The organism is Dyella lutea (assembly GCF_024158035.1).
Lineage (GTDB): Bacteria > Pseudomonadota > Gammaproteobacteria > Xanthomonadales > Rhodanobacteraceae > Dyella_A > Dyella_A lutea.
Genome location: NZ_JAMZEK010000001.1, coordinates 630,690 through 654,739, shown reverse-complemented (window position 1 = coordinate 654,739; position 24,050 = coordinate 630,690). Strand labels below are relative to the sequence as shown.

Genomic DNA, 24,050 nt, shown 5'->3' with positions numbered 1-24,050 from the left:
GCACCCTGCCGGCTCTCCCGCCCCTCGGAGTCCGGCCATGGCCGAAGCCGTCAGCGTGATCGGCAGCTACATCTCGCCCTACGTGCGCAAGGTGCTCGCATGCCTGGAGCTGAAGGGCATCGCCTACCGGATCGACCCGATCGCCCCGTTCGTCGGCAACGAGGCGTTTACCCGGCTCAGCCCGCTGCGCCGGATCCCGGTGCTGATCGATGGCGAGCTGGTGCTCAACGACTCCAGCGTGATCTGCCAGTACCTGGAGGACTGCCACCCGACGCCGTCGCTGTACCCGGCCGATCCGGGCCAGCGCGCCCGGGCGCGCTGGCTGGAAGAGTACGCCGACACCCACCTGGGCGACGTGCTGATCTGGAAGCTGTTCTTCCAGCTCGGTGCCAAGCGTTTCCTGTTTCGCGAGGAGGCCGACGAGGCGATGGTGCGCAGGGCGCGCGAGGAGGAGATCCCTGCCGCGCTGGAGTACCTGGAGGCGCAGCTGCCGACTTCGGGATTCGCGTTCGGCGAGCTGTCCATCGCCGACATCACGCTCGCCAGCTTCTTCCGCACCGCCGGGTTCGTGAAGTACGCGATCGATGCGGCACGCTGGCCGCGCATGGCGGCGCTGGTCGCTGCGGTGATGGCGCTACCGGCGATGCAGAAGCTCGGCACGATCGAAGACCGCATCGTGCGCATGCCGCTGGCCGAGCAGCGCCCCGCACTGGCGGCGATGGGTGTGGCGCTCACCGAGGCGACACTGGGCGACGCCCCTGCGCGGCGCGGCTTTCGCTGAACACCGTCGCGGCTGAAGCCGCTCCCACAAAAGCGGAGCGGAGTCGCACCTGTCCCTGCAGGAGGGGCTTCAGCCCCGACCGGCCCCAGCTGAAGATGCAACTCGTCGCGGCTGAAGCCGCTCCCACAAAAGGCGGAGCGGAGTCGCACCTGCTCCTGTAGGAGGGGCTTCAGCCCCGACCGGCCCCAGCTGAAGAGGCCCCTCGATCGCCGCGAATGCCTCGCGTCCCGTGAGCGCCTTGCCTCATGCCAACCCGTGCGCGGTAAACAAACCGGCCAGCCAGTCGACGAACACCCGCAGCCGCGCCGGCATCTGCCGCTGCGGCGGGTACAGCACGGTCAGGGGCAGGCCCGGCGGTGGCGTATCCGGCAGCAGCTCGACCAGCCGGCCTGCCGCCAGCGCCTCGGCCACGTGGTAGCGCGGAAACTGCGCGATGCCCAGGCCGGCCTCGCAGCAGCCGTGGTAGGCGTCCACCCCGCTGACCACCACTCGCGAGGGCAACAGCACGGTGCGACGGTGGCGACCGACCATGAACTCCAGCGGCTCGACCCGGCGCGTGGTGGGCGAGGCCCAGTTCACCGCGACATGGCCCTGCGCCAGATCGGTCGGCGTCCGCGGCATGCCGTGTTCGCGCACGTAGCCGGCACTGGCCACGGTGACCTGCTCGAGCACGGCGAGCCGGCGTCCGACCATGCCCGAGTCGGGCAACTCGCCGGCGCGCAGCACGCAGTCCACGCCCTCGCGCAGCAGGTCGACGAAACGGTCGCCGGTGCCGATGTCCAGCTCGATGCCAGGGTAGCGGGCGCAGAACCCGGGCAGGTGCGGAATGATCCGGCTGCGCGCGAACGCGCCAGGCAGGTCCACCCGCAGGCGCCCGCGCGGCTGCGTGGCGGCCTCGCGGAAGTCCGCCTCCACCTCGTCCAGGTCGGCCAGCAGGCGTTGGCAGTGGCCGTAGTAGACCTCGCCGTCGCGGGTGGTGCGCACGCGCCGGGTGGTGCGCTGGAGCAACTGCGCGCCGAGCCGTGCCTCCAGCCGCTTGACCGCGTGGGTGACGGTGGCGCGCGGCAGGCTGAGGTCATCCGCCGCCGCGGTGAAGCTGCCCAGATCGACGATGCGGGTGAACAGGCGCATGGCCTCGATGCGGTCCATGATTGTTTATTTCATTGAAATGGTGTTGGCCATTATTGAGCATTTATCCACCTCCGGACCGACGGCACACTGGCTCCCTGCGGCACCCCACATCCCCCTCAAAGGAGCGATCACGATGCAGATGCGTACCCTCGGCCGGAACGGCCCCCAGGTCTCTGCCCTCGGCCTGGGCTGCATGGGCATGAGCGATTTCTACAGCGGCCGTGACGACGCCGAGTCGATCGCCACCATCCGCCACGCCCTGGACCGCGGCCTCACTCTGCTGGACACCGCCGACATGTACGGCCCGCACACCAACGAACGGCTGGTCGGCCAGGCGATCAAGGGCCGCCGCGACGAGGTGTTCCTGGCCACCAAGTTCGGTGTCCTGCGCGACCCGAACGACCCTACCGTGCGCGGCATCAACGGCCGGCCGGAATACGTGCACGCGGCCTGCGACGCGAGCCTGAAGCGGCTCGGTGTGGAGACGATCGACCTGTACTACCAGCACCGCGTGGACAAGAGCGTGCCGATCGAGGAAACCGTGGGCGCGATGGCCGAGCTGGTGCAGGCCGGCAAGGTGCGTCATCTCGGCCTGTCTGAAGCCTCCGGCGCCACGCTCGAGCGCGCCTGCAAGGTGCACCCGATCGCCGCGCTGCAGAGCGAGTTCTCGCTGTGGACGCGCGACCCGGAGACCAACGGCATGCTCGCCGCCTGCCGCCGGCTCGGCGTGGCACTGGTGGCCTACTCGCCGCTGGGTCGCGGCTTCCTCACTGGCGCGATCAGCAAGCCCGGGGATTTCGACGCCGACGACTACCGCCGCCACAGCCCGCGCTTCCAGGGCGACAACTTCGCCCGCAACCTGGCACTGGTGGACCAGGTGAAGGCGCTGGCCGCCCGCAAGGGCTGCACGCCGGCACAGCTGGCGCTGGCCTGGGTGCTGGCACAGGGCGAGGACATCGTGCCGATTCCCGGCACCAAGCGCCGCACGCGGCTGGACGAGAACCTCGACGCGCTCGACGTCCAGCTGGACGCCGCCGAGCGGGCTGCGATCGATGCGGTATTCCCACCGGATGCCGCCGCCGGCACCCGCTATCCCGAGGCGATGATGAGCGCCGTGAACGCCTGATTGCCCGGCCCCGGCCGGCCGCGGCGGCTTGTCGCTGCCGTGGCCGGCGTCGCAGCCGGTTCACGCATCGCCGGTAAACTGGTGCGATGAACACGCCCGAAGACTCCCAGCTCGGCAAGACCACCGTCTACGCCGACCGCTACGACCCGACCCTGCTCTTTCCGATCGCCCGCGCCGCCAAGCGCGCGGAGATCGGCGTCACCGGTCGGTTGCCCTTCCACGGCGTGGATATCTGGAACGCCTACGAGTTCTCGTGGCTGGACGCGCGCGGCAAGCCGATGGTGGCGATCGTCGAGATCCGCGTGCCGGCGACCTCGCCGAACATCATCGAGTCGAAGTCGCTCAAGCTGTATCTCAATGGCTTCTCGCAGGAACGCATGCCCGATGCGCCGCACCTGATCGGTGTGCTCGAACGCGACCTCTCCGCGGCCGCCGGTGCGACGGTGAAAGTGGAGCTGAGCCTGCCCGCGGCCATCGTGCACACCATCCGCGACCTCGAGGGCGAGTACATCGACGACCAGCCGCTGGAGATCGACGACTACGGCCCGCCCAAGGCCGACTACCTGCGCGTGGCCGGCACGGACGTGGTCGAGGAGGAACTGGTGTCCGACCTGCTGCGTTCGAACTGCCCGGTCACCGGGCAGCCGGATTGGGGCAGCGTGCAGATCCGCTACCGCGGCCGGCCGATCGATCGCGAGGGCCTGTTGCGCTACCTGATCTCGTTCCGCACCCACAACGAGTTCCACGAACAGTGCGTGGAGCGGATCTATGTCGACCTGATGGCGCGCTGTGCCCCGGACACCCTCAGCGTGTACGCGCGCTACACGCGACGCGGCGGGCTGGACATCAATCCGTTCCGCAGCAGCGGCGAGCAGGTGCCGGTCAATCTGCGCGGTGCGCGGCAGTAACCGCGGGCGGCCTGCCTCACTGCAAGATGAACCGGCGAGCGCCACGGTAACCGACGCTTCAGACCGGGCGGACTAGCCTCCTCGACCCTGCGGCGCCGAGCGCGCCGTGCGGCCATGGACGGCACCTCCCACTCCCCAAGTCGAAGACGGAAGACCTGCCATGAAAACGTCCGCTCGCCATCTCCTGTTATGCAGTCTCGCAGCCAGCGGCGCGCTCCTGCTCGGCGCCTGCGGCAAGCACGACAACACTACCCCGGCCCCGGCGCCCGCCAGCACCGCGGCCACTGCGCCGATGACACCGATGAGCCCGTTGCCGGTCCCGGCTGCCACCGCGCCCGCTCCTGCCTCCACAGCGGCGCCGGCTCCGGCCGGCAGCAGCGCCCCGGCGAATGCCGGCACCACAGCCGCCGCCACGCCCGCCGTCGACAATGCCTTCGGCATCGACCAGGTGGTGATCGGCGATGCGGTGAACTCCGGCCATGCCGTGACCGCGCCGAAGGACAGCATCGCCGCCGACCACAAGGCGATCTATGCCAGCGTGGAAACCCGCGGCAAGACCGACGGCGTCACGCTCAGCGCGCGCTGGAGCTACCTCGAGGGCAAGGGCCAGCTGGTCAGCGCGATCAGCCAGTCGATCGCCACCGACGGCCCGGCGGTGACCACCTTCAAGATCCAGAACCCGCACCTGTGGCCGGCCGGCAAGTACCAGGTCGAGATCGCGCTCGACGGCAAGCCGGTGTCGACCCGCGCCTTCGAAGTGAAGAGTCCCGGCTGACCTGCATGCTTCGTCGGCTAGCGATCCGAGGCGCCCACCGGGCGCCTCTTTTTTTCGTGGCGTTCACACTCGCGTGGAGGCACCGCGAACGGTCGGTGATCGTCCCTGCACGGCGATGAACGCCGCCCGCGGCGGTTGCGGAAAACGCACGACTCGTTCACGGCAACCCGGATCGAATGGACCCACGCGGGGCGTCGTCGCCCCGTCATCCCCCGACCCACAGGAGACCGCCATGAACCAGGACACCATCGAAGGCCAGTGGAAGCAGCTCGCCGGCACCCTCAAGCAGAAGTGGGGCAAGCTGACCGATGACGATCTCACCGTTGCTTCAGGCAACGCCGAGTACCTGGCTGGCAAGCTGCAGCAGCGCTACGGCATGGCCCGCGACGAGGCCGAGGCCCAGGTCCGCGCTCTCGAAAAGCAGCTGCGCCACTGAGCAAGAGCGCGACCGCCAACGTCGCGCCACCCGCCCAAGCAGGAGACCTCCCCATGCTTCATTACGCCATCGTGTTTCTGGTGATCGCGCTGATCGCCGCCCTGTTCGGTTTCACCGGCATTGCCGCCGGCGCGGCCAGCATCGCCAAGATCCTGTTCGTGGTGTTCCTGGTGCTGTTCGTGCTCTCGCTGATCTTCGGCGGGATACGACGGGGGCCGCGCGTGTAGCTCATCGGCGGATCGTGATTCTCCCCGGGGCGGCGTCGCTGGACGCCGCTCTTTTTTTCGCGCCGGAGGAGCGCTGTTCAGTCGCGGCGACCGCTGGCCACCTCGGCGAGGAACCCGAGCACGCGCCGCCCCTGCCCGGCATCGACCAGCTCGCGGGCCGTGCGACCCCACAGCTCGTCGATGCCGACCGTGTCGTACCAGAACAGCACCGCACACGCATCAGGTTCGACCGCCCGCGCCAGCGACAGCACCGAGCGGCGGGTCCTGGCCTGGCCGGCGTGGACGCGCGCGAGCCGGGCAGGAGCCACGTTCGGTGCGATCGCGGGAGACGGCATCCTCGGCATCATGGCGATTGCCTCGCGCAGGTCGGCGGGCGCCGTCGGCGTTCCGTCGGAGGGCAGGGAACCGGCGCAGCCCGGACCGGAAGTGCGGGAGGGGGGGCGCGGGTCCCGGCCCGGGCTGCAACGGTGCTGTTGTTACGCAGATCCGGATCGATCGGATGCCTCGCCCTCGCCCGCCCCCTGCCGACGGCGCCTCAACCGGCCGGATCGTGCGCCGCGGGCGCGAACGAGGCGATCAGTTCGCGCGCCAGCGGGTTGGGAAAACGCCGCGACAGCGTCACGGCGACGAAGGTCTCGCTCAGTTCCGGCAACTGCGCCAGTTCCACCAGGCTGTCGTTGGCCAGCTCGTCGCGCACCACGATCGGCGGCACCACCGCCAGCCCGATGCCCTCCCGTGCGAGCAGTCGCATCATCGCCATGTCCTCCACCTCGGCGGCAATGCGCACACGCACGCCGAGCCGGTCGACCAGCGCATCGAAGCCGATGCGGATACTGCTTTCCAGCGTCGGCAGCACCAGCGGCTCGCGCGCCAGCAGGTCCTTGAGCGCGAGCCCGTGGTCGGCGTGGGCGGGCGTGCCGATCAGGCTCACCGGCTGCTCGGCGATCGGGTGGGAAATCCACGACGTGGCGGCGTCGTGGACCGGCGGCAGGTTGATCAGCACCACGTCGAGCCGGTGCGACTCCAGCGCGTGCAGCAGCTCGGCGGTGGTGCCCGAGCGCAGCACCAGCTCCACGTCCTCGCGCGCCAGCAGCGGGCGCAGGAACGCCATCTGGAAATTGCGCGACAACGTGGCCAGCGCGCCCACGCGCAGGATCTGCCGGCGCGCGCCGGGCCGGTCGCCGAGGATGCTCAGCAGCTCGCCGCCGGCGCTGAAGATGGTGTCGGCGTGCTCCAGCGCGATCCGCCCGGCCTCGGTCAGCAGCAGCTGCTTGCCGTTGCGATCGAACAGCGCATGGCCGAGCTGCTCCTCCAGCTTGCGGATCTGGATCGACAGCGCCGACTGCGACACGTGCAGCTTCTCGGCGGTACGGGTGAGGTTTCCCTCGTGGGCAACGGCCCAGAAGTAGCGCAGGTGGTTGTAGTTGAGCGCGGCCATGATCGTTCGTTTTCATAGAACCATGTGCTTCATATTATGAATTTTATGGAATGAACGCACTGCGATAAGGTGACATGGTTTTCATATGTCCGGACCCGTCCATGCCCATCCCTCTCGTGCTGCTCGCTCCCGCCTCGTTCGTCCTCGCCGCGCTGGTGGCGATGGCCGATGCCGGAGGGCGTCGTCGCTTCTCCTGGGCGGTGATCCAGGCGGCCGGCGCGCTCTCGGTGGGACTGGCGCTGGGGGCCCTGGCGGCGGCGGTGATGCGCGGGCCGCTGTCCGCCTCGATGCTGGGCTGGCACGGCGCCGGCGTGTCGGTGCGGCTGGACGCGCTGGGTACCAGCCTGTTCCTGCTGGTCGGGTTCATCGGGATGATCGTGCTGCGCTACAGCCGCAACTACCTCGACGGCGATCCGCGCCGCGGCCTGTTCGCCGCCGAGCTGTGCCTGACCTTGGCCGCGGTGATGACCCTGGTGCTGGCCGGCAACCTCGCCCTGCTCGCCGCGGCGTGGATCGCCACCAGCCTGGCACTGCACCGGCTGCTGCTGTTCTATCCCGAGCGCGCCGCCGCGGTGCGCGCGGCCGGCCGCAAGTTCATCGTCGCGCGCATCGGCGACGTCTGCCTGCTCGGCGCCTTCGCCCTGCTCGCCTGGACCTGCCGCAGCGCCGACCTCGCCACGGTGCTGGCGCAGGTGCGCGACGGCACACCGGCCGGCGCGTCGGTGCCGGCGGCGGCGGTGCTGCTGGTGATCGCCGCCGCGCTGAAGTCGGCGCAGTTCCCCGCGCACGGCTGGCTGCCGGACATCATCGACACGCCCACGCCGGTCTCGGCGCTGCTGCACGCCGGCATCATCAACGGCGGCGGCTTCCTGGCGATCCGCTTTGCCGAGGTGCTGGTGGCGGTGCCAGCGGCGATGCACCTGCTGGCGGCGATCGGCGCGATCACCGCGGTCTACGGTTCGCTGGTGATGATGACCCAGACCAGCATCAAGGCCTCGCTGGCCTGGTCGACCATCGCCCAGATGGGCCTGATGCTGCTCGAGTGCGGCCTCGGCGCCTTCCCGCTGGCGCTGCTGCACCTGCTGGCCCACTCGTTCTACAAGGCACACGGCTTCCTCGCCTCCGGCACCGCGGTGGATGCCGTGGCCCGCCGCCGCGCTGCCGCACCGGCCGCGGGCGGTCTGGCGCGGGCGCTCGGCCCGGTGCTGGCGATCGTGCTCTACCTCGCGCTGCGTCCGCTGATGGAGCGCATCGACCCGGAGCCCGCCGCCATCGGCGCGCTCGGACTGCTGCTGGCGATCGGCACCGGCATGCTGCTGGCACGCGCCACGCCGGCGCGGCAGCCGGCCGCCAATCTGGTGCGCGGACTCGTACTCGCCGCCTTCGCCATGCTCGCCTACGCCGCGCTGCACGCGATCGCCGGCGCCGCGCTGGCCGGCAGTGTGCCGCCCGCTCCGGCGGCGAACTGGATCACCTGGGCGATCCTCGGCCCGACCCTGCTGGCCTTCGCCGCCATCGCACTGGTGCAGCTGATGCCCGAGACGCTGCAGGCGCGCCGCGGCTGGCGCACCGCCTACGTGCATCTCGCGCAGGGCCTCTACGTCGATGCCTTCCTGTGGCATCGCCTGGAGAACCGCGTGTCCACTCCCCCCGTCGCCGCCGCGGAGGCCCGTCGATGAACGCCATGCTGCGCCCCACCGAAGCCGACGCCGCCCCGACCGCCGACGCGACGGCGCTCCTGCAGGCAGCGATCGCGGATGCCTGCCGCCGGGTCGCCCCGCTGTGGCCGCTCGCCCACTTCGTCGCGGTCAATCCCTTCCTCGGCCTGACCGACCTGCCCTTCGCCGAAGCGGCGCAGCGGGTCGCCGCCACCGAGGGCGCCCGCGCCACGCCCGCGCGGCGCCTCCACGCCGAGGCGATCGCCCGCGGCGAGATCACCGACGCCGACCTCGCCGAGGCGCTGCGCCAGGTCGCGCCCGGCCCGCACCGGCCGGCCGACGTGGCCGCGCTCAAGCGCCAGCTCGCCGAACCGCACGACCCCGCCGGTGATGCGCTGCCCACCGTGCTGTCGCTGGCCGCGACAGTCCACCGGCGCGACGACGAGGCACTGGCCGACGCCCAGCTCGCGCAGTGGGCCGCCTCGCACTACGACCAGGGCCAGGCGATGTGGGCCTCGCCCTGGCGCGGGCTGCGCCCGTACGCGGCGTGGCGCGAGCAGGCGCAGCGCGACCGTCGCCCGGAGATCGAGGGCTGGCCGGGCTTCCGCGCCGCGGTGCGCGCGCTGCCGGCGGATCCCGCCGCGCTGATCGCCGAAGCGGCCGCCGCGCTGGCGCTGCCGGCGCCGGGCCTGCCGCTGTACTTCCAGCGCCTGCTGGCGACGCTCGGCGGCTGGGCCGGCCATGCGCGCTACCGCGACTGGCAGGACGAGCTGCGCGGCGAAGCCGGCAGCGAGCTGGCCGAACTGCTTGCCGTGCGGCTGGCGTGGGAGCTGCTGGCGCTGCGCCTCGGCGGCCCGCGGCTCGCCGCGGCCTGGGCCGGTGCCCGCGAACGGTTCGTGGAGCACGGTCGCGACCCGCGCCGACTGCGCGCCTTCGTGGTCGACGAGATCGTGCAGCGCGCCTACGAGATCGCCTGGCAGCGCACGCTGGCCGCGAAGCTTGCGACGACCCGCACGCCAGCGACCGAGCCCGCACCGCGCGCACCGCTGCAGGCGGCGTTCTGCATCGACGTGCGTTCGGAAGTATTCCGCCGCGCCCTGGAAGGCAGCCTGCCCGGGGCCGAGACGCTCGGCTTCGCCGGCTTCTTCGGCATGCCGGTGAGCTACGTCCCGTTCGGCCACGATGCCGGCCGCGCGCAGTGCCCGGCGCTGCTCGCGCCGCCGCTGACGGTGCATGAACAGCCCAAGCGCAGCTCCGACCGCGAGCGCGCGGCACGGCTCGCGCAACAGCGCACGCGCAACCTGCGTGCCGCCGGCTGGCAGGCGTTCAAGCGCGCGGCGGTGGCCTCGTTCGCCTTCGTCGAGAGCCTAGGCCTGGTCTACGCCGCGCGCCTGCTGCTGGACGGCTTCGGGCTGGCCCGGCATACCCCGCACGGCCGCTGCCGCGACGACATGGAGGCCACGCTGCCGCCGCCGGAGGTCCGGCTGGACCTGGCGACCCACCTGCTGCGCGGCATGTCGCTCACCGACCGCTTCGCGCGGCTGGTGCTGCTCGCCAGCCACGGCGCCAGCAGCACCAACAACCCCTACGCCAGCGGGCTGGACTGCGGCGCCTGCGGCGGCCACAGCGGCGAGGCGAACGCCCGGCTGGCCGCGCGCGTGCTCAACGACGCGGCCGTGCGCGCAGGCCTAGGCGCCCGCGGCATCGCGATTCCCGCCGACACCGTGTTCGTGGCCGGCCTGCACGACACCACCATCGACGCGCTCATCCTGTACGACCGCGACGACGTGCCGGCCAGCCACGCCGACGACCTCGACCGCCTCGAGCAGGCGCTGGCCGAAGCCGGCGCGCGCACCCGCACCGAGCGCGCCGCCCGGCTGGGGCTGGACGCCTCGCCCGCCGGCCTGCGTGCCCTGCTCGCGCGCAGCCAGGACTGGAGCCAGCCGCGGCCGGAATGGGGCCTGGCCGGCTGCGCCGCGTTCATCGCAGCGCCGCGCGAGGCCACCCGCACGCTCGATCTCGGCGGCCGCGTGTTCCTGCACAGCTACGACTGGGCGCAGGATCCGGAGGGCCGCGTGCTGGAGCAGATCATGAGCGCGCCGATGGTGGTCGCCAGCTGGATCAACCTGCAGTACTACGCCTCCAGCGTGGACAACGATGCGTTCGGCAGCGGCAACAAGACCCTGCACAACGTGGTCGCCGGCGTCGGCGTGATGGAAGGCGCCGGTGGCCACCTGCGCAGCGGCCTGCCCTGGCAGTCGGTCTCCGACGGCACGGCGCTGGTGCACGAGCCGCGCCGGCTCAGCGCGGTGCTGGCCGCGCCTACCGAGGCGATCGAGCGCGTGCTGGCGAAGCAGGCCGGCGTGCGTGAACTGGTCGAGCACGGCTGGCTGCACCTGTTCGCGCTGCCGCCCGGCGGCGAGGGCCTGTGCCGCCGCGGCGCCGACGGCCGCTGGGAACGCTTTGCATGAACGTCGCGGGCGGCCGCCGGCTGGGCGGCCACCTCGACGCGCTGGAGAGCGAGGCGATCCACATCCTGCGCGAGGGTGTGGCACAGGCGCAGCGCCCGGTGTTGCTGTTCTCCGCAGGCAAGGACTCCACCGTGCTGGCCCATCTCGCGGTGCGCGCGTTCCATCCCGCGCCGCCGCCGATGCCGCTGCTGCACGTCGATTCCACCTGGGAGTTTCGCGAGCTGCTGGCGTTCCGCGATGCGTTCGCGCGGGCGCACCGCTTCGAGCTGCACGTGTACGCCAACGAGGCCGGGCGCGCCGCGGGCATCAACCCGTTCGACCACGGCGACGCCTACACCACCACCATGCGCACCGACGCGCTGAAGCAGGCGCTGGACCGCGGCCGTCACGACGTGGTGTTCGGCGGCGCGCGCCGTGACGAGGAGCGTACCCGCGCCAAGGAACGGGTGTTCTCGGTGCGCAGCGCCACCCACGCGTGGAACCCGCGCCAGCAGCGGCCGGAGCCGTGGAACCTCTACAACACGCGACTGGCGTCGGGGCAGTCGCTGCGCGCCTACCCGCTGTCCAACTGGACCGAGCTGGACATCTGGTGCTACGCGCTGCGCCGCGAGCTGGCGCTGGCGCCGCTGTATTTCGCCGCGTCGCGCCCGGTGGTCGAGCGCGACGGCGGCCTGCTGGTGGTGGACGACCCGGCGCGGATGCGGCTCGCTCCGGGCGAAACCGTCACGCATCGCCCGGTGCGCTTCCGCACGCTGGGCTGCTGGCCGGTGACCGGGGCGATCGCCTCGGACGCGCGCGACCTGCGCACGGTGATCGCCGAGACCGCGCGCGCCAGCGGCTCGGAGCGCCAGGGCCGGCTGGCCGATCGCGAAGGCGGCGGCAGCCTGGAACAGCAGAAGCTCGAAGGCTACTTCTGATGACCGAAGCGGCGCACTCGCTGCGCGGCGAGACCGCCGTGCTGGCCACCATGCACGGCAAGCAGCGAGCCATCGCGCCGCTGCTGGCGCGCTTCCTCGGCCTGCGGGTGGTGGTGCCGCAGGATTTCGATACCGACCGCTTCGGCACCTTCAGCCGCGACATCGCACGCACCGGCACGCCGCTGGAGACGGCGCGGGCGAAGATCGCCGCCGGCTTCGCGCGCGTCCCCGACGCGCGGATCGGACTGGCCAGCGAAGGCAGCTTCGGGCCGCATCCGCAGGTGCCGTTCCTGGCCTGGGGCAGCGAGCAGGTGATGCTGGTCGATCGCGCCAGCGATCTGGAACTGGTCGGCCGCCACGAGGCGCCGGCCGCGTATTTCGTACATGCGCAGGTGGACAACATCAATGCCGCGCTGGCCTTCGCCGCGCGCGTGGGCTTTCCCCGCCAGGGCGTGATCGTGATGGGCGTGGTCGACGGCCAGCCCTCGCCCGCCGTGGCGCTGGCCAAGGACGCGCACGACGACGACACGCTCATCGCCGCGGTGCGCCGCGCGCTGGCCACCTGCGGCGCGGCGTCGCTGGAAACCGACATGCGCGCGCATCGCAATCCGCCGCGCATGCGCTGCATCCGCCGCGCCACGGTGGACCTGCTGCGCGCGTGGCGCAGCCCCTGCCCGGCCTGCGCGCGACCGGGCTTCGTGGTCACCGCCCGCCTGCCCGGCCGGCCCTGCGGATGGTGCGGCGCGCCGACCCGGCAGGTGCTGGCCGACGAACGGCGCTGCGCCGGCTGCTGCCACCTCGAGCGGCAGCCGCGCCATGACGGCCCCGCCGACCCCGCGCACTGCGACGCCTGCAACCCCTGACGCACCCCCCGGACTTTTTTCGCCGGACGCGGGACACTATGCGTCTTTGATTCCCCATCCCTGCACGAGGAACGGCCCATGAGCACGGACCGACTGGACATCGTCCGCCCCGACGACTGGCATCTGCACCTGCGCGATGGCGAGGCGCTGGCCTCGGTGGTCGGCCACACCGCGCGGCGCTTCGCCCGCGCGATCGTGATGCCCAACCTCAAGCCGCCGGTGACCACCGTGGCGCAGGCACTGGCCTACCGCGGGCGCATCCTCGCCGCGGTGCCGGCTGGCATGACCTTCGAGCCGCTGATGACGCTGTACCTCACCCGCCAGACCACGCCGGACGACATCGTCGCGGCCAAGGCCAGCGGCAAGGTGTTCGGCGTGAAGTTCTACCCGCAGGGCGCCACCACCAACTCGGCCGCCGGCGTGTCGGATCTTTCCACCGTGTACCCGGTGCTGGAGGCGATGGAGAAGGCCGACCTGCCGCTGCTGGTGCACGGCGAGGTGACCGATCACGCGGTGGACGTGTTCGACCGCGAGAAGACCTTCATCGACCGCCACATGGTGCCGCTGCGCGCGCGCTTCCCGAACCTGCGCGTGGTGTTCGAGCACATCACCACGGCCGACGCCGTGCAGTTCGTGCAGGCGCAGGACAAGCACGTGGCCGCCACGATCACCGTCCACCACCTGCTGCTCAACCGCAACGCGCTGTTCGACGGCGGCGTGCGCCCGCACCACTACTGCGCGCCGGTGCTCAAGCGCGAACAACACCGCCAGGCGCTGCTGGTTGCAGCCACCGGCGGCGACACCCGCTTCTTCCTCGGCACCGACAGCGCACCGCATCCGCGCGAGGCCAAGCTGGCCGACTGCGGCTGCGCCGGCATCTTCACCGCGCACGCGGCGATCGAGCTGTACGCCGAAGCGTTCGAGGAAGCGGGCAAGCTGGAAAACCTCGAAGGCTTCGCCAGCTTCAACGGCCCGGACTTCTACCGCCTGCCGCGCAACACCGCGCGCATGGTGCTGGAGCGCCGCGCCTGGACCGTGCCGGACACCGTGCCGCTGGGGTCGAGCGTGTGCGTGCCGATGCGCGCCGGTGGCCAGGTGGCGTGGTCGATCGCTTGAAGCCCTCTGCCAGCTGAGGCACGCTTCCCCGGTCTTGCTCCGGTGTGCCCGATCGGACACGTATCTGGAAGAAAAGCTTGGGTTGCCCTGGCGGGATCGGATGACGATGTCCGATCGCGCCGACGGGCCGCCCATCGGCGCGACGCAAGAGGTGCCTGTCAGCTACGCCGGCCACATGGTCGCCGCAGCTGACCGAGCCGCTGATACCGATCATCCATGCCAAGTCCTTCGCTGCGGCTCCGGCTTGCTTGCTGACCCGAGCTTTCAAATGATTGAGCTTGTGCGTGGCTGATCCGTGCATGGCGTTATCGGGCACGAACGACTTCTCACATGAGAATGCCGGTGATTTCCACCATGGCATACTGGCCGTCTGACAAGGACAGGTAGGCGCGAATACGTCGCCCAGGGACAGGCCATGACGACAAAGCCGAGAAACGTCCAGATGCCCGGTGCACTGGCGCCCCGCACGCAAGAGCAGCTACTTGAGTTGACCATCGCGGTAAACGGGATGGCTGCCGGGACCGACACCGTCAATTCGTATCAGGTGCGGAACCAACTGCTGACGCGCAAAGAAAAAGCGCGGGTCCGCTATCGCAGCGGCGTCACGCTGCCTACTTCGGCGGAGGCGCTCCTGGCCAATGCCGAGCGCCGTGACTACAACCATCGGCGTACCCTGTCTCACAGCATCGTCCGGGGAACAGGGCAGACCCGCCCCAAAGACGTCTGCGCCCATCACATCGTCGCTTTGCACGCTAGCGCAGCGGCACGTTCGCGCGATGTGCTTTTTCGTTGCGGAGTGGGCATTAACGATGTCGATAACGGGGTCTTTTTACCTCGCTACGCCAACAAACTACCCAACCACCCCGACGCGCCACGCCATGATCCGCACCACCATCCCAGCTATCACGCAGCGGTGTTGGATCAACTCCAGTTCGTCGATTCAGGAGACACCCAGGCATGCCGTGCCACGTTGAAATCGCTCAAGATGGACATCCTGGATGGCCGGCTTCCGCTCTGACATGGATACATCAATGATGATCTGGGAATTGCGCTGCGCAAATGTCGACGACTATTCAATGGCAGTACCACTGGACAAGAGCGACATAAGCGCCCAGATCTTTCGGGTCAATGGTGAACCGTTGCACTGGGGGAAAGTGCCGCGCATCGGCTTTGCCGACAGCTCGCGGAAAAAGCATAAGAAGCCACCCGCTGATGTCAGCTTGATGCAGTGGGGAGTGCTTGTGTTGAATGCTCGTGCCAATGAGGTGCTTGGACCGTTTTTGTCGAAATTTGGACAACTGCTTGAATTGCGCAGTGAGACAGGACTCGACCCGGGTGAGTTTTACAACGAGAAAGAACCCACGACCCACTATTTCTATAACGTCACCCATTTGGTGTCTTGCGTAGATGCCGAAAAATCCGAGAGGAACAGGCTCGGTCATATACGGCGGGAAGTATTCGACACCTCCAACGTACCCGCCGAAGCCGCCGTCTTCAAAGATCCGGAGATGGCGAGGACGCGCATCTACGTCAACGATGCCGGCAAGGCGATCATCGAGGAACTCGTTGCCTCGGCAGGGCTCACCGGGATCGAATGTGGGCCTCCTGAACCCAGGCTTTGATATTCAACGCATTCACGGTGCTGGCCGGCATCGGCGCACTGTTCAATCGTGGACGGGACGCTGCCCGACTATCGTCGAATCCAAGACCTCGCAAGGAATGACTTGCGCTCCGGTGCGGCCACCAGGCCAAACGTGGAACACCCTCGCTTCATCGATCTGAACATCCACGACCAGGGTGCCCCACCGCCCGAAGACGAACGTGACCCACATGCTGATCCACCCCGCAGGTGGACCGAGTTCGGCGGTCAACGCCGTCAGCGGCCCGCGGATCAGCCCACGTCGAGCGCCGACCAGTCCACCGCGGGGAGGCGCTCGAAGCCCGGCCGGGCGAACAGAAAGCCCTGGAACAGGCGGATCCCGAATTCGCGCAGCAGCGTAAATTCGGCCAACGTTTCCACGCCTTCGGCGATCACTTCGATGGCCAGTGCCTGGCACACGCCCAGGATGCCGCGGACAATCGCCTGGCGCACCGGATCGTGGTCGATCGCCCGCACCAGCGCCATGTCCAGTTTGATGATGTCCGGCTGGAATTCGGCCAGCAGGTTGAGACCCGAATAGCCGGCTCCGAAGTCGTCGATCGCCGTCTTGAAGCCCTGTCGCCGGTACTCGCGAATGATGCCCTTCAGGTGCTCCTTGTCGACCAGTTCCTCGTGCTCGGTGATCTCGAAGATCAGCTGCTCGGTGGGAAAGCCGTGGCGCCGCGCCGCCTCCAGCGTGGCGCGGATGCAGGTCGCAGCCTGATACACCGCATTGGGCAGGAAGTTGATGCTCACGAAGCACGGCACAGACAGCCGCGCCGCGAGCTCCACCGCATTCACCCGGCACGCCTGGTCGAACACGTAGCGGTTCTCGGTGGTCACCAGCGGCAGGATCGTCTCCGCCCCCTCCCCCTGCAGCCCCCGGATCAGCGCCTCGTAGGCGAACACCTTGCGTTCGCGCACGTCGACGATCGGCTGGAAGGCCATGGTGAAGTCGAACGGCAGCTCCTCGCCGGGGCGGCAGGCGTTGCACGGTGGCAGGGAGGGCGTGTCGGGGGTCACGTCAACGTGTCGACGAAGCTAAGACCACCAGCATAAATGGCCGCGTCCGGCAGCGGCAAACAGATGCCGCCCGATGCGCGCTCCCGGCGACACGATGATCACCGGGGATCCGGCATTGGCAGGCTATTGAGAAGCGCCGTCCCGTACCACTTCTGATAGCTCCGATCTATGTATGGCTTTCTTGGCAGCGCGCATCGGACCGGATTTTCGGCGCTGCGGACGCACGTCTCCCGCCGCTGTGTTGGCGCGCGCCGAGATTTGACCAGATAGCCGGGAATTGATTGATCAGGGCCGCCTCCGTCCAACCTGGCGCGCGGCGAGGGGTTCGCGGTCAATGAAGGTGGTCGATCGAAAGCGAGCACGATGGTCAATCCGACGCGAGCGCCAACACCCCTGTCGCCCGGAAGCCATGAGTCACGCTCAGGAGCGAGCTTTCGCGGCCGTTCCAGGGACTGTCACGGATTTGTCCCAGACTGATCTCAAGAGACGAATGTGTCCCGTACGCCATGGGTCAATTCGGTCCGTTCGGACGCAGACGAACCAAGCAAAAAGGCCCCGCCGAGAATGTCGACAGGGCCTGGGAGGCTTGCTGGAGGCGGCTTTCAGTCGCTTCGGGATCACCGCGTGCCAGTCGATACTGGCGAAGCGATGACCCATGGCAGATGGCGCGCCCGGAGGGATTCGAACCCCCGACCAATGGCTTCGGAAGCCACTACTCTATCCGGCTGAGCTACGGGCGCTTCTGGGATGCGCGCCGCGGGCGGGGCCGCGGCGGACGCGCAGTATAGCGAAGTTGCGCGGCGTGGCGCGATCCATGCCGCGATCGGCCGGAAACGGAACCGGCGCCCGAGAGCGCCGGTTCCAGTCCTGCCCCGCTGGCGGGCGGGGCGACCTGGATCAGCGGGCCTTGAACAGCTGGCTCAGCGTGTCCGGCTTGCTGGTGTCGCGCACCAGATGCGGGTACTTCATGCCGTCGTGGTAGTCGATGCGCACGGTGCGGTAGCTGTCGAACTCCTTGATCAGCAGCTCGACCGGCTTGGACTTGTCCTTGGCCGAGGCGCCGATAGCGTCCTTCATGGCATCGGCGGAGTACTCGTTGCCGTCCACCGCGACGATCTTCATCGACGGGCCGATGCCGGCCTTGAACGCCGGGCCGTCCCACAGCACGTCGTTGATCGAGCCGTCCTTGCCGACCGACAGGCCCAGCGAGTAGGTCAGGTCGACGGTGTGCCGGCGCGCCTCGATCGCCTTGGCGGCGTCGGACGGCTGGTCGGTGTAGACCAGCTTCCAGCCGTGCTTCTCCAGGCCGCCGATCAGCGGGCCGTGGCCGTCCAGGCGGCTGCGCAGGAAGCTGGCCCAGTCGTACGGCTTGATGCCGTTGAGCGTCTTGACCACGTCGTCGAAGGTGTAGGTGTTCACCTTCCAGTCGCCGTTGTTCATGCCGAAGAAGGCCTTGGCGAAGTTGTCGATGCTGTCCTTGCCGCCGCTCAGTTCACGCAGCTTGGCGTCCACGTCCAGCCAGATCATCGCGCCGGCGACGTAGTAGTCCTCGCTGGCCTGGTAGTTGCGGTACGGCAGCGGCGCGCGCTGGGCAATGGTTGGGTCGTTGGTGGTGTCCTGCACGTTGCGCCAGGTCGCCAGGCCCGGGCGGCCCTTGTCGTAGGTGGCGGCGGCGTAGGCCCAGATGTCGCGGGCCTGCTCCGGCGTCCACAGCCCGGCGCGCGTGGCCATCACGTAGCCCCAGAACTGGGTCTGGCCCTCGTACACCCACAGCAGGGAGTCGCCCATCGGCACGTTGAAGTTCGGCGTGGTCAGGTCCGCGCCGCGGCGGTACTTGCCGTCCCAGGAGTGGTTGTACTCGTGCGAGAACAGGTCGCGGTCGAAGATGTTCTTCTTGGGGTCGGTGAAGTAGTCCGCGCCGACGCCGTCCTCGCTGGAGCGGTGGTGCTCCAGGCCGATGCCGCCGAGCTTGTCGCTGAGCGAGACCAGGAAGTCGTAGTGGTTGTAGTGGTGCGCGCCGTACAGCTTGTACATCTGCTGCACCAGCTCGCGGTACGGCTTGATCAGCTCGGGCTTGAAGTCGAGGTTCTTCGCCGCGTCGGCGAACAGGTTCATGCGCACCGGCACGCTGGCGCCCGGATTGAGCTCGAACTGCTTGTAGTACTTGCCGGCGAGCAGCGGCGAGTCGACCAGCGCGTTGTAGCTGATCGGCTCGTAGCTGATGGTGTCGCCGCTCTTGGATGCCACATGCAGCGCGGTGGCGGCCTGCCAGCCGGCCGGCAGGGTGACGCTGGCGCTTGCGGTGATCTGGCGGATGTTGTGCCCGGCCGGGTACACCGAGACCTTGTCCCACTGCAGGCTGAGCATTTCCGGGGTCATCATCACCCGGCCCTGGCGGCCGCCCTGCGAGGACAGGAACTGGAACTCCACGTCGACCGCGCTGGCGCCTTCCGGCACGTTGATGTGGAAGGCGTAGACGTTGAGCGGGTCGCGCGTCCACTCGATCACCTTGCCGTTCGCCTTCACCGTGAGACCGGCGAACTTGTCGATCGGGCCGGTCGGCGAGTGGTTGCCCGGGATCCACTGCGGATACAGCAGGGTCAGCGGGCCCGCCGCGGCGGGGATGGTTTCCTGCACGCGGAAAATGCGCTGGGCGACATCGGTGGCATCGACATGGATGCTCAGCGCGCCGGGCGCGTACGGGGTGTCCTGCACCGGCGGCACGTTGTCGGCGTGGGCCGGTGCGGCGACGAAGCCGAGACCGGCAAGCAGCAGGGCGGAGGCGAGAGCGGAGGTCTTCAAGCGGGCATCTCCTCGATGCGGGGAAGGGAGCGGCCGCCGGCGCGTCGCCGCACCGGCGGCCATGCGATTACTTGCGGGGAGCAGCGATGGCGTCGAACAGATCCTTGCCGGTGCCGCGGACCAGGTGCGGGTACTTCAGGCCGCCGTGGTAGTCCACGCGATAGGTGGTGTAGGTGTCCTCGTTCTTCACCAGCAGCTCGATCGGTGCGGTGCCGCCCTTGGCCGCGGTGACCGCGTCCTTCAGCGCGTCGGCGGAGAACTCCTTGCCGTTCACCGCCACCACGGTGAGACCCGGCACTAGGCCGGCCTTGAATGCCGGACCGTCCCACTGCACGTCGAAGATGCGGCCGTTGCTGCCGACCGACAGGCCCATCGAGTAGGCCAGGTTGACACCGTGGCGCACCTGCTCCATCGCCTTGTCCATGGTGTTGGGCTGGTCGGTGTAGACCAGCTTCCAGCCACTGCGCTCGATGCCGTGCTCGGGCAGGTCGGTGCCGACGTAGTCCAGCCGCTGGCGCAGGAACGTGGCCCAGTCGAACGGCTGCACCTGGTTGAGCGTGTTGACCACGTCGTCGAAGGTGTAGGTGCGGGTGACGTAGCTGCCGTTGTCCATGCCGTAGAAGGCCTTGGCGAAGTCATCCAGCGAATGCTTGCCGTGGGAGAGCTCGCGGATCTTGGTGTCCACGTCCAGCCACAGCAGCTGGCCTTCCGGATAGAAATCGGTGCCGCGGCGCCAGTTGATCCAGCCGCCGCCGCCAAAGTAGGTCAGCGGCGCGGCATCGGCGGTGTCCTGCAGCGAACGCCAGCTGCGGCCGGTGCGATGGGCCATCGCCGCGGCGATCGAGGCGATCGAATCGCGGTAGTCGGACGGCGACCACAGCCCGGCGCGCGCGGTGAGCACGCCGCACCAGTAGTCGGTGAGGCCTTCGTAGACCCACAGCAGGTCGTCCTGCATCGGCTCCATGAAGGTCGGCGTCCACAGGTCGGCCGGGCGGCGGAACTTGCCGTTCCACGAATGCACGAACTCGTGCGGCATCAGGCTGGCCGCGAGCTTGTGCATGGTGTCGTCGGTGAAGAAGTTGGCCGGCAGGCGGTCGTCGCTGGACTGGTGGTGCTCCAGGCCGAAGTGGCCGGTGTGGTCGGACAGGGTGAGCAGGAAGTCGTAGTGGCCGTAGTGGTGCGCGCCGAACAGCTTCAGCGTCTGCTGCACCACCGCGCGCTGGCCGGCCAGCTGCTTGTCGGTGAGCTTGACGTCGGCCGCTCCGTCGCCGACCACGTTGAGGTGCACCGGCACCTTGGCGCCCGGATCCAGGTCCACCCGGTTGAAGTGCTTGCCGGCGATCAGCGGCGAGTCGACCAGGTTGTTGAAGGTGACCGGCTTGAAGGTGGTGGTGTCGCCGGACTGGCTGGCCACCTCCAGCGCGGTGCCGAACTTCCAGCCGGCCGGCAGCGTGACGCTGGGCGCGATGGTGATCTGGCGGGTGTAGTGGCCGGCCGGGTAGAACGCGGCCTGGTTGAACTCGACGTCCACCAGGTTCGGCGTGGACGAGGCGCTGGCGCCGAACTCGCCGCCGTCACCGGGCGAGAGGAACTGGAACGAGAGGTCGAGCTGGCTCACGCCCGCAGGTACGTCCAGGTGCACCGCGTACATCTCGCGCAGGTCGCGGCGCCAGGCCAGCTGCTTGCCGTTGGCCTTGATCACCAGGCCGGTGACGTTCTGGATCGGGCCGGATGGCGCGTGCTCGCCGGGGATCCACTTCGGGTAGTACAGCGTGAGCGGGCCGGGCGCGACCGGGATGGTCTCGGCGATGCGGAAGATCTTCTTCGGTGCGCCAGAGAGATCCACCGCGAGAGTGAGCGTGCCCGGATAGGGCTGGTCGACCGGCGCCGGCAGCTCGGCGGCATGGACGACCGGTACGGCCACGGCGAGCAGCAGGGCCGAGGACAGCAGGGAAAGGCGAGGAGAACGGCGCACAGGATTCACTCCGGACAGATACCGGGACCGCGATGGCCGCTCCCCCGGCGACAGCCACGCCGGCAACCCGTCACGTCCTGTGGCGCGGGGTCGGTGTGGATCGAGCGGTCGATGGTAGGCCGAAGGTCATGGCCCCTCCCCCTGCCATTGGTCACACCGGTGTCATGGGCTCGGGCCACCCGGCGCAGCGGACGGGCGACCGTGCGCAAGATCACGCGACGCGCGGCAGGGGACGCAGGGATCGGCGATGACCGACAGATCGCGCCGCGGCACGCGTGCTAGGTTCGCCACTCGTTGCCCGCGGAGATGGAACCCCGATGCCGCGACTTCCCGTTGCCGCCGCCCTCGCCCTGCTCTTCCTCACTGCCTGCAGCCGAACCATGGACGATTCCGACATCAAGCAGAACCCGCACCCGAAGCAGGCTTACGACATCACGGTGACCCTCCGGGATGCACCGGGGCCGTTCGATTCCGTGAGGGGCGAAATGGCTTTCGAGGTCGAGAACCACGAGTGCGTACCCCAGGATCCCTTCAGCGGCGCCAGAAAGGTGCCCACCTATTATCCGGCTTTCGAGCTTCGACCCGCGGGAGACGGCACCTACAGGGGCACGGTGTATCTCGATCTGCTTCGGGACAGCGATTACTTCGGATTGGGTCGATGCCGATGGCATTTCACTGGACTTCTCGCCTCATTCCAGGCCTACGGCGTCCGTTTCGTCGGGACAATGACGGACGAAGACGTGCGTTCCGGAGAACCGACAACCCAGTTCTTCGCGAAGAAGTTGTTCCGTCCTTCCGACATTGAAGACTTCGGTGTCAACGGCGTTCCCATGTCGGATTACGTTCGCGCGCATCCTGATGATTTTTTCTCGATGACGCTGATTGCCAAGGAGCGGCGCCATGGATCAAGCCTGGAATGAGAATGCTGGCCTTTCGGCCGACGCCTACAAGGATCACAAACCGCAATCGGCTACCAAGGTGCACGGCGTCGCTTACACGATCCTCGCCACCGTGAATTCGTCGCCGACCGGTTTCCAGGCGACCGCCTATCAACGGGTGGACAACGGCAACATCAAGATCGAGTTTCGCGGCACCCAGGCGCTTGGCGATTGGCTGCGCGACGACCGTGTGGATTTCGGGATGGTGAAGTCGCGCATCGACGCCCAGCTGCCTGAAGCCGACGCTTTCACGAGACGCGTGCTCGCCCAGGCCAGGACACTGGAACCGCAGTACGGACATCCGCTTGAGGTAAGCGTCGCCGGCCACTCGCTCGGCGGTGTCCCGGCCGAAGTCATGGCCTTCCGCTACAAGCTCTCCGGCGAAGCCTTCAACGGCTACGGCGCGGTCGATCTCGATTACGGAGTACCCCAAGGCCAGCCGGGGAACGCTCCCCGTTTTATCAACCACGTCAGGGCAACCGACATCGTCAGCGCAGCGAGCCGCCACTACGGCACGGTGCGGGTCTATGCCACCGAGCAGGACGTAGCCGCCCTCCAGGCTGGGCGGTATCTCAACACACCGGATCCGCACCACCCTGCCAACCCGATGATCACCGGGCAGCTGGGCGCCCACTTCATCTCAAATTTCGCGCCGGAGCCCGGCAAGGGCGAGAGCATCCTGACGGCAGCGAACGAAGCACGCTACGAGCAGTATCACGCCGCCTTCGACCACTTCCGCCACGACGTGCTCGCCTCGCGCGTGGCACTACACGATCTGCTGAACGACACGAACCGGGAGGCCAGCAAGGCGCATCTTGCAGGCCAGCTTGAAGATGCCATCGACGTGGCGCGATACAAGGTCGCGGTGCGCGGGCTGGAATACGTGACGGGACTCGACGCCGCCGGAACGAGCATGCAACGGATCGCCGCGGCAACGCAGGCGCTGGAGACCGTGGTGCAGGTCAACGTCGCGGCGACCGCTGAGCGCATCCACGATACCGGCGAGGCGCTGGACGAAGCCACCCGCGTCGCGTCGCGCGCCCTGCGCGAGGGTGGGGCGGCATGGCATCAGGCGAGCGGAGCGGCGGCCGACACCGCGGCGCAATGGCGACCGGCCGCCCCGCTGGCGGCCGATACGGTGGGCCTGGGCTCGCGGATAGTCGGCGTCGCCGGGGACATGGCGGCAGACGATCTCGCCACCCAGATCGATGCGACCGGCCGACTGGCCCACGCGGCGAGCGGCTGGGCATCGCGCGAAATGCACGAGGCCGGCGCCGCCCTGCATGAAAGTGCATCGTGGGTCTCCCGGCAGTGGCGGGATGCAGGCGATCGGCTACAGCACACCATGGCGGGCCTGGCCTCGACCCGCGCGCACGACGCGCTTCGCGACGTGCTGGAGGACGCGCCGCGACTCGATGACCCCCGCCATCCCGATCATCCGATGTTCCTGCGGGGCTGGACCAACGTGCAGCGGATCGATGCCGGGCTTGGGCGCCCGTCCGACCAGTGCAGCGCCAACCTGACGGGGATGCTGGTGGTCGCCTGCAAGGCGCAAGGCATGACACGTATCGACGCGGTGACGCTCAGCGAGGACGGCAGCCGCGCGGTCGCCACCGAGCAGGTGCTGGGTCGCACCTTCCAGCGCCATGCGGTGGTGGATACTGCGCAGGCCGTGCGTACGCCGCTGGAGCAGAGTTCCGTGCAAGCCGCCGGCATGCCGGTGTCGTCCGTCGCCGGGCACGCGGCCCCGGCGCAAGCACAGGCGCCGATCCAGGCCCCGATGGCCGCGCCACCCGCCATGCAGCGCTGATCGATCTATTGGCCGC

At 69.0% G+C, this 24,050-nt stretch carries 21 protein-coding genes and 1 tRNA gene; 15 read left to right on the top strand and 7 right to left on the bottom strand.

Features of this window, described 5'->3' with window-relative positions; all coding sequences use genetic code 11:
- The first annotated feature begins 37 nt into the window (after positions 1 to 37).
- Entirely contained in the window at positions 38 to 781 is a 744-nt protein-coding gene (locus tag NC595_RS02915; protein WP_253564774.1) for a glutathione S-transferase family protein, read from the top strand.
- 243 nt (positions 782 to 1,024) lie between these two features.
- Here NC595_RS02915 and NC595_RS02910 read toward each other — a convergent pair whose 3' ends face one another.
- Positions 1,025 to 1,930 carry a LysR family transcriptional regulator gene (locus NC595_RS02910; RefSeq protein ID WP_253564773.1) on the bottom strand — a complete coding sequence of 302 codons (906 nt, stop codon included), beginning with the start codon at positions 1,928 to 1,930 and terminating at the stop codon, positions 1,025 to 1,027.
- Between the two features lie 115 nt (positions 1,931 to 2,045).
- Between NC595_RS02910 and NC595_RS02905 the strand changes: the two genes are divergently transcribed.
- The 5 genes from NC595_RS02905 (at position 2,046) to NC595_RS02885 (ending at position 5,384) form a co-directional block, all read left to right on the top strand.
- On the top strand, positions 2,046 to 3,038 hold the full coding sequence (locus NC595_RS02905; protein ID WP_253564772.1) for an aldo/keto reductase: 993 nt from the start codon (positions 2,046 to 2,048) through the stop codon (positions 3,036 to 3,038).
- An 86-nt stretch (positions 3,039 to 3,124) separates the two neighbouring features.
- A complete protein-coding gene (gene queF, locus NC595_RS02900; RefSeq protein ID WP_253564771.1) occupies positions 3,125 to 3,946 on the top strand; it encodes an NADPH-dependent 7-cyano-7-deazaguanine reductase QueF in 822 nt (273 codons plus the stop codon).
- 160 nt (positions 3,947 to 4,106) lie between these two features.
- Complete coding sequence (locus NC595_RS02895; RefSeq protein WP_253564770.1) at positions 4,107 to 4,721, top strand: hypothetical protein; 615 nt, start codon at positions 4,107 to 4,109, stop codon at positions 4,719 to 4,721.
- A 232-nt stretch (positions 4,722 to 4,953) separates the two neighbouring features.
- Positions 4,954 to 5,157: a CsbD family protein gene (locus NC595_RS02890; protein ID WP_253564769.1), complete on the top strand. Its 204-nt coding sequence runs from the start codon at positions 4,954 to 4,956 to the stop codon at positions 5,155 to 5,157.
- A 53-nt stretch (positions 5,158 to 5,210) separates the two neighbouring features.
- A complete protein-coding gene (locus tag NC595_RS02885; protein WP_083966258.1) occupies positions 5,211 to 5,384 on the top strand; it encodes a DUF1328 family protein in 174 nt (57 codons plus the stop codon).
- Positions 5,385 to 5,461: 77 nt separating this feature from the next.
- Here NC595_RS02885 and NC595_RS02880 read toward each other — a convergent pair whose 3' ends face one another.
- On the bottom strand, positions 5,462 to 5,719 hold the full coding sequence (locus tag NC595_RS02880) for a hypothetical protein (protein WP_253564768.1): 258 nt from the start codon (positions 5,717 to 5,719) through the stop codon (positions 5,462 to 5,464).
- Between the two features lie 200 nt (positions 5,720 to 5,919).
- Positions 5,920 to 6,822: a LysR family transcriptional regulator gene (locus NC595_RS02875; RefSeq protein WP_253564767.1), complete on the bottom strand. Its 903-nt coding sequence runs from the start codon at positions 6,820 to 6,822 to the stop codon at positions 5,920 to 5,922.
- 101 nt (positions 6,823 to 6,923) lie between these two features.
- Between NC595_RS02875 and NC595_RS02870 the strand changes: the two genes are divergently transcribed.
- The 7 genes from NC595_RS02870 to NC595_RS02840 all read left to right on the top strand — a co-directional run bounded on the left by NC595_RS02870 (position 6,924) and on the right by NC595_RS02840 (position 15,469).
- On the top strand, positions 6,924 to 8,501 hold the full coding sequence (locus NC595_RS02870) for an NADH-quinone oxidoreductase subunit L (protein ID WP_253564766.1): 1,578 nt from the start codon (positions 6,924 to 6,926) through the stop codon (positions 8,499 to 8,501).
- On the top strand, positions 8,498 to 10,951 hold the full coding sequence (locus tag NC595_RS02865) for a YbcC family protein (protein WP_253564765.1): 2,454 nt from the start codon (positions 8,498 to 8,500) through the stop codon (positions 10,949 to 10,951). Before NC595_RS02870 ends, NC595_RS02865 begins: the two co-directional genes overlap by 4 nt.
- A complete protein-coding gene (cysD, locus tag NC595_RS02860; RefSeq protein ID WP_253564764.1) occupies positions 10,948 to 11,868 on the top strand; it encodes a sulfate adenylyltransferase subunit CysD in 921 nt (306 codons plus the stop codon). Before NC595_RS02865 ends, cysD begins: the two co-directional genes overlap by 4 nt.
- Positions 11,868 to 12,731 carry a DUF6671 family protein gene (locus NC595_RS02855; protein ID WP_253564763.1) on the top strand — a complete coding sequence of 288 codons (864 nt, stop codon included), beginning with the start codon at positions 11,868 to 11,870 and terminating at the stop codon, positions 12,729 to 12,731. Before cysD ends, NC595_RS02855 begins: the two co-directional genes overlap by 1 nt.
- Before the next feature lie 78 nt (positions 12,732 to 12,809).
- On the top strand, positions 12,810 to 13,847 hold the full coding sequence (pyrC, locus tag NC595_RS02850; RefSeq protein ID WP_253564762.1) for a dihydroorotase: 1,038 nt from the start codon (positions 12,810 to 12,812) through the stop codon (positions 13,845 to 13,847).
- Positions 13,848 to 14,262: 415 nt separating this feature from the next.
- On the top strand, positions 14,263 to 14,865 hold the full coding sequence (locus tag NC595_RS02845; RefSeq protein ID WP_253564761.1) for an AHH domain-containing protein: 603 nt from the start codon (positions 14,263 to 14,265) through the stop codon (positions 14,863 to 14,865).
- Positions 14,866 to 14,878: 13 nt separating this feature from the next.
- Complete coding sequence (locus tag NC595_RS02840; protein WP_253564760.1) at positions 14,879 to 15,469, top strand: hypothetical protein; 591 nt, start codon at positions 14,879 to 14,881, stop codon at positions 15,467 to 15,469.
- A 269-nt stretch (positions 15,470 to 15,738) separates the two neighbouring features.
- Here NC595_RS02840 and NC595_RS02835 read toward each other — a convergent pair whose 3' ends face one another.
- From NC595_RS02835 to NC595_RS02820, 4 genes are all read right to left on the bottom strand, one after another.
- Entirely contained in the window at positions 15,739 to 16,434 is a 696-nt protein-coding gene (locus NC595_RS02835; RefSeq protein ID WP_253565686.1) for an EAL domain-containing protein, read from the bottom strand.
- A 738-nt stretch (positions 16,435 to 17,172) separates the two neighbouring features.
- Positions 17,173 to 17,249: transfer RNA gene (locus NC595_RS02830), tRNA-Arg, on the bottom strand.
- 157 nt (positions 17,250 to 17,406) lie between these two features.
- Positions 17,407 to 19,311, bottom strand: coding sequence for a M61 family metallopeptidase (locus tag NC595_RS02825; RefSeq protein ID WP_253564759.1), 1,905 nt, complete (start codon positions 19,309 to 19,311; stop codon positions 17,407 to 17,409).
- Positions 19,312 to 19,378: 67 nt separating this feature from the next.
- Positions 19,379 to 21,286 (bottom strand): M61 family metallopeptidase, encoded by a 1,908-nt coding sequence (locus tag NC595_RS02820; RefSeq protein WP_253564758.1) that lies wholly within the window; start codon positions 21,284 to 21,286, stop codon positions 19,379 to 19,381.
- Positions 21,287 to 21,603: 317 nt separating this feature from the next.
- Here NC595_RS02820 and NC595_RS02815 point away from each other — a divergent pair, with 317 nt between their 5' ends.
- A complete protein-coding gene (locus tag NC595_RS02815) occupies positions 21,604 to 22,206 on the top strand; it encodes a hypothetical protein (protein WP_253564757.1) in 603 nt (200 codons plus the stop codon).
- Positions 22,187 to 24,034 carry an XVIPCD domain-containing protein gene (locus NC595_RS02810; protein ID WP_253564756.1) on the top strand — a complete coding sequence of 616 codons (1,848 nt, stop codon included), beginning with the start codon at positions 22,187 to 22,189 and terminating at the stop codon, positions 24,032 to 24,034. Before NC595_RS02815 ends, NC595_RS02810 begins: the two co-directional genes overlap by 20 nt.
- The last annotated feature ends 16 nt before the right edge of the window (positions 24,035 to 24,050 follow it).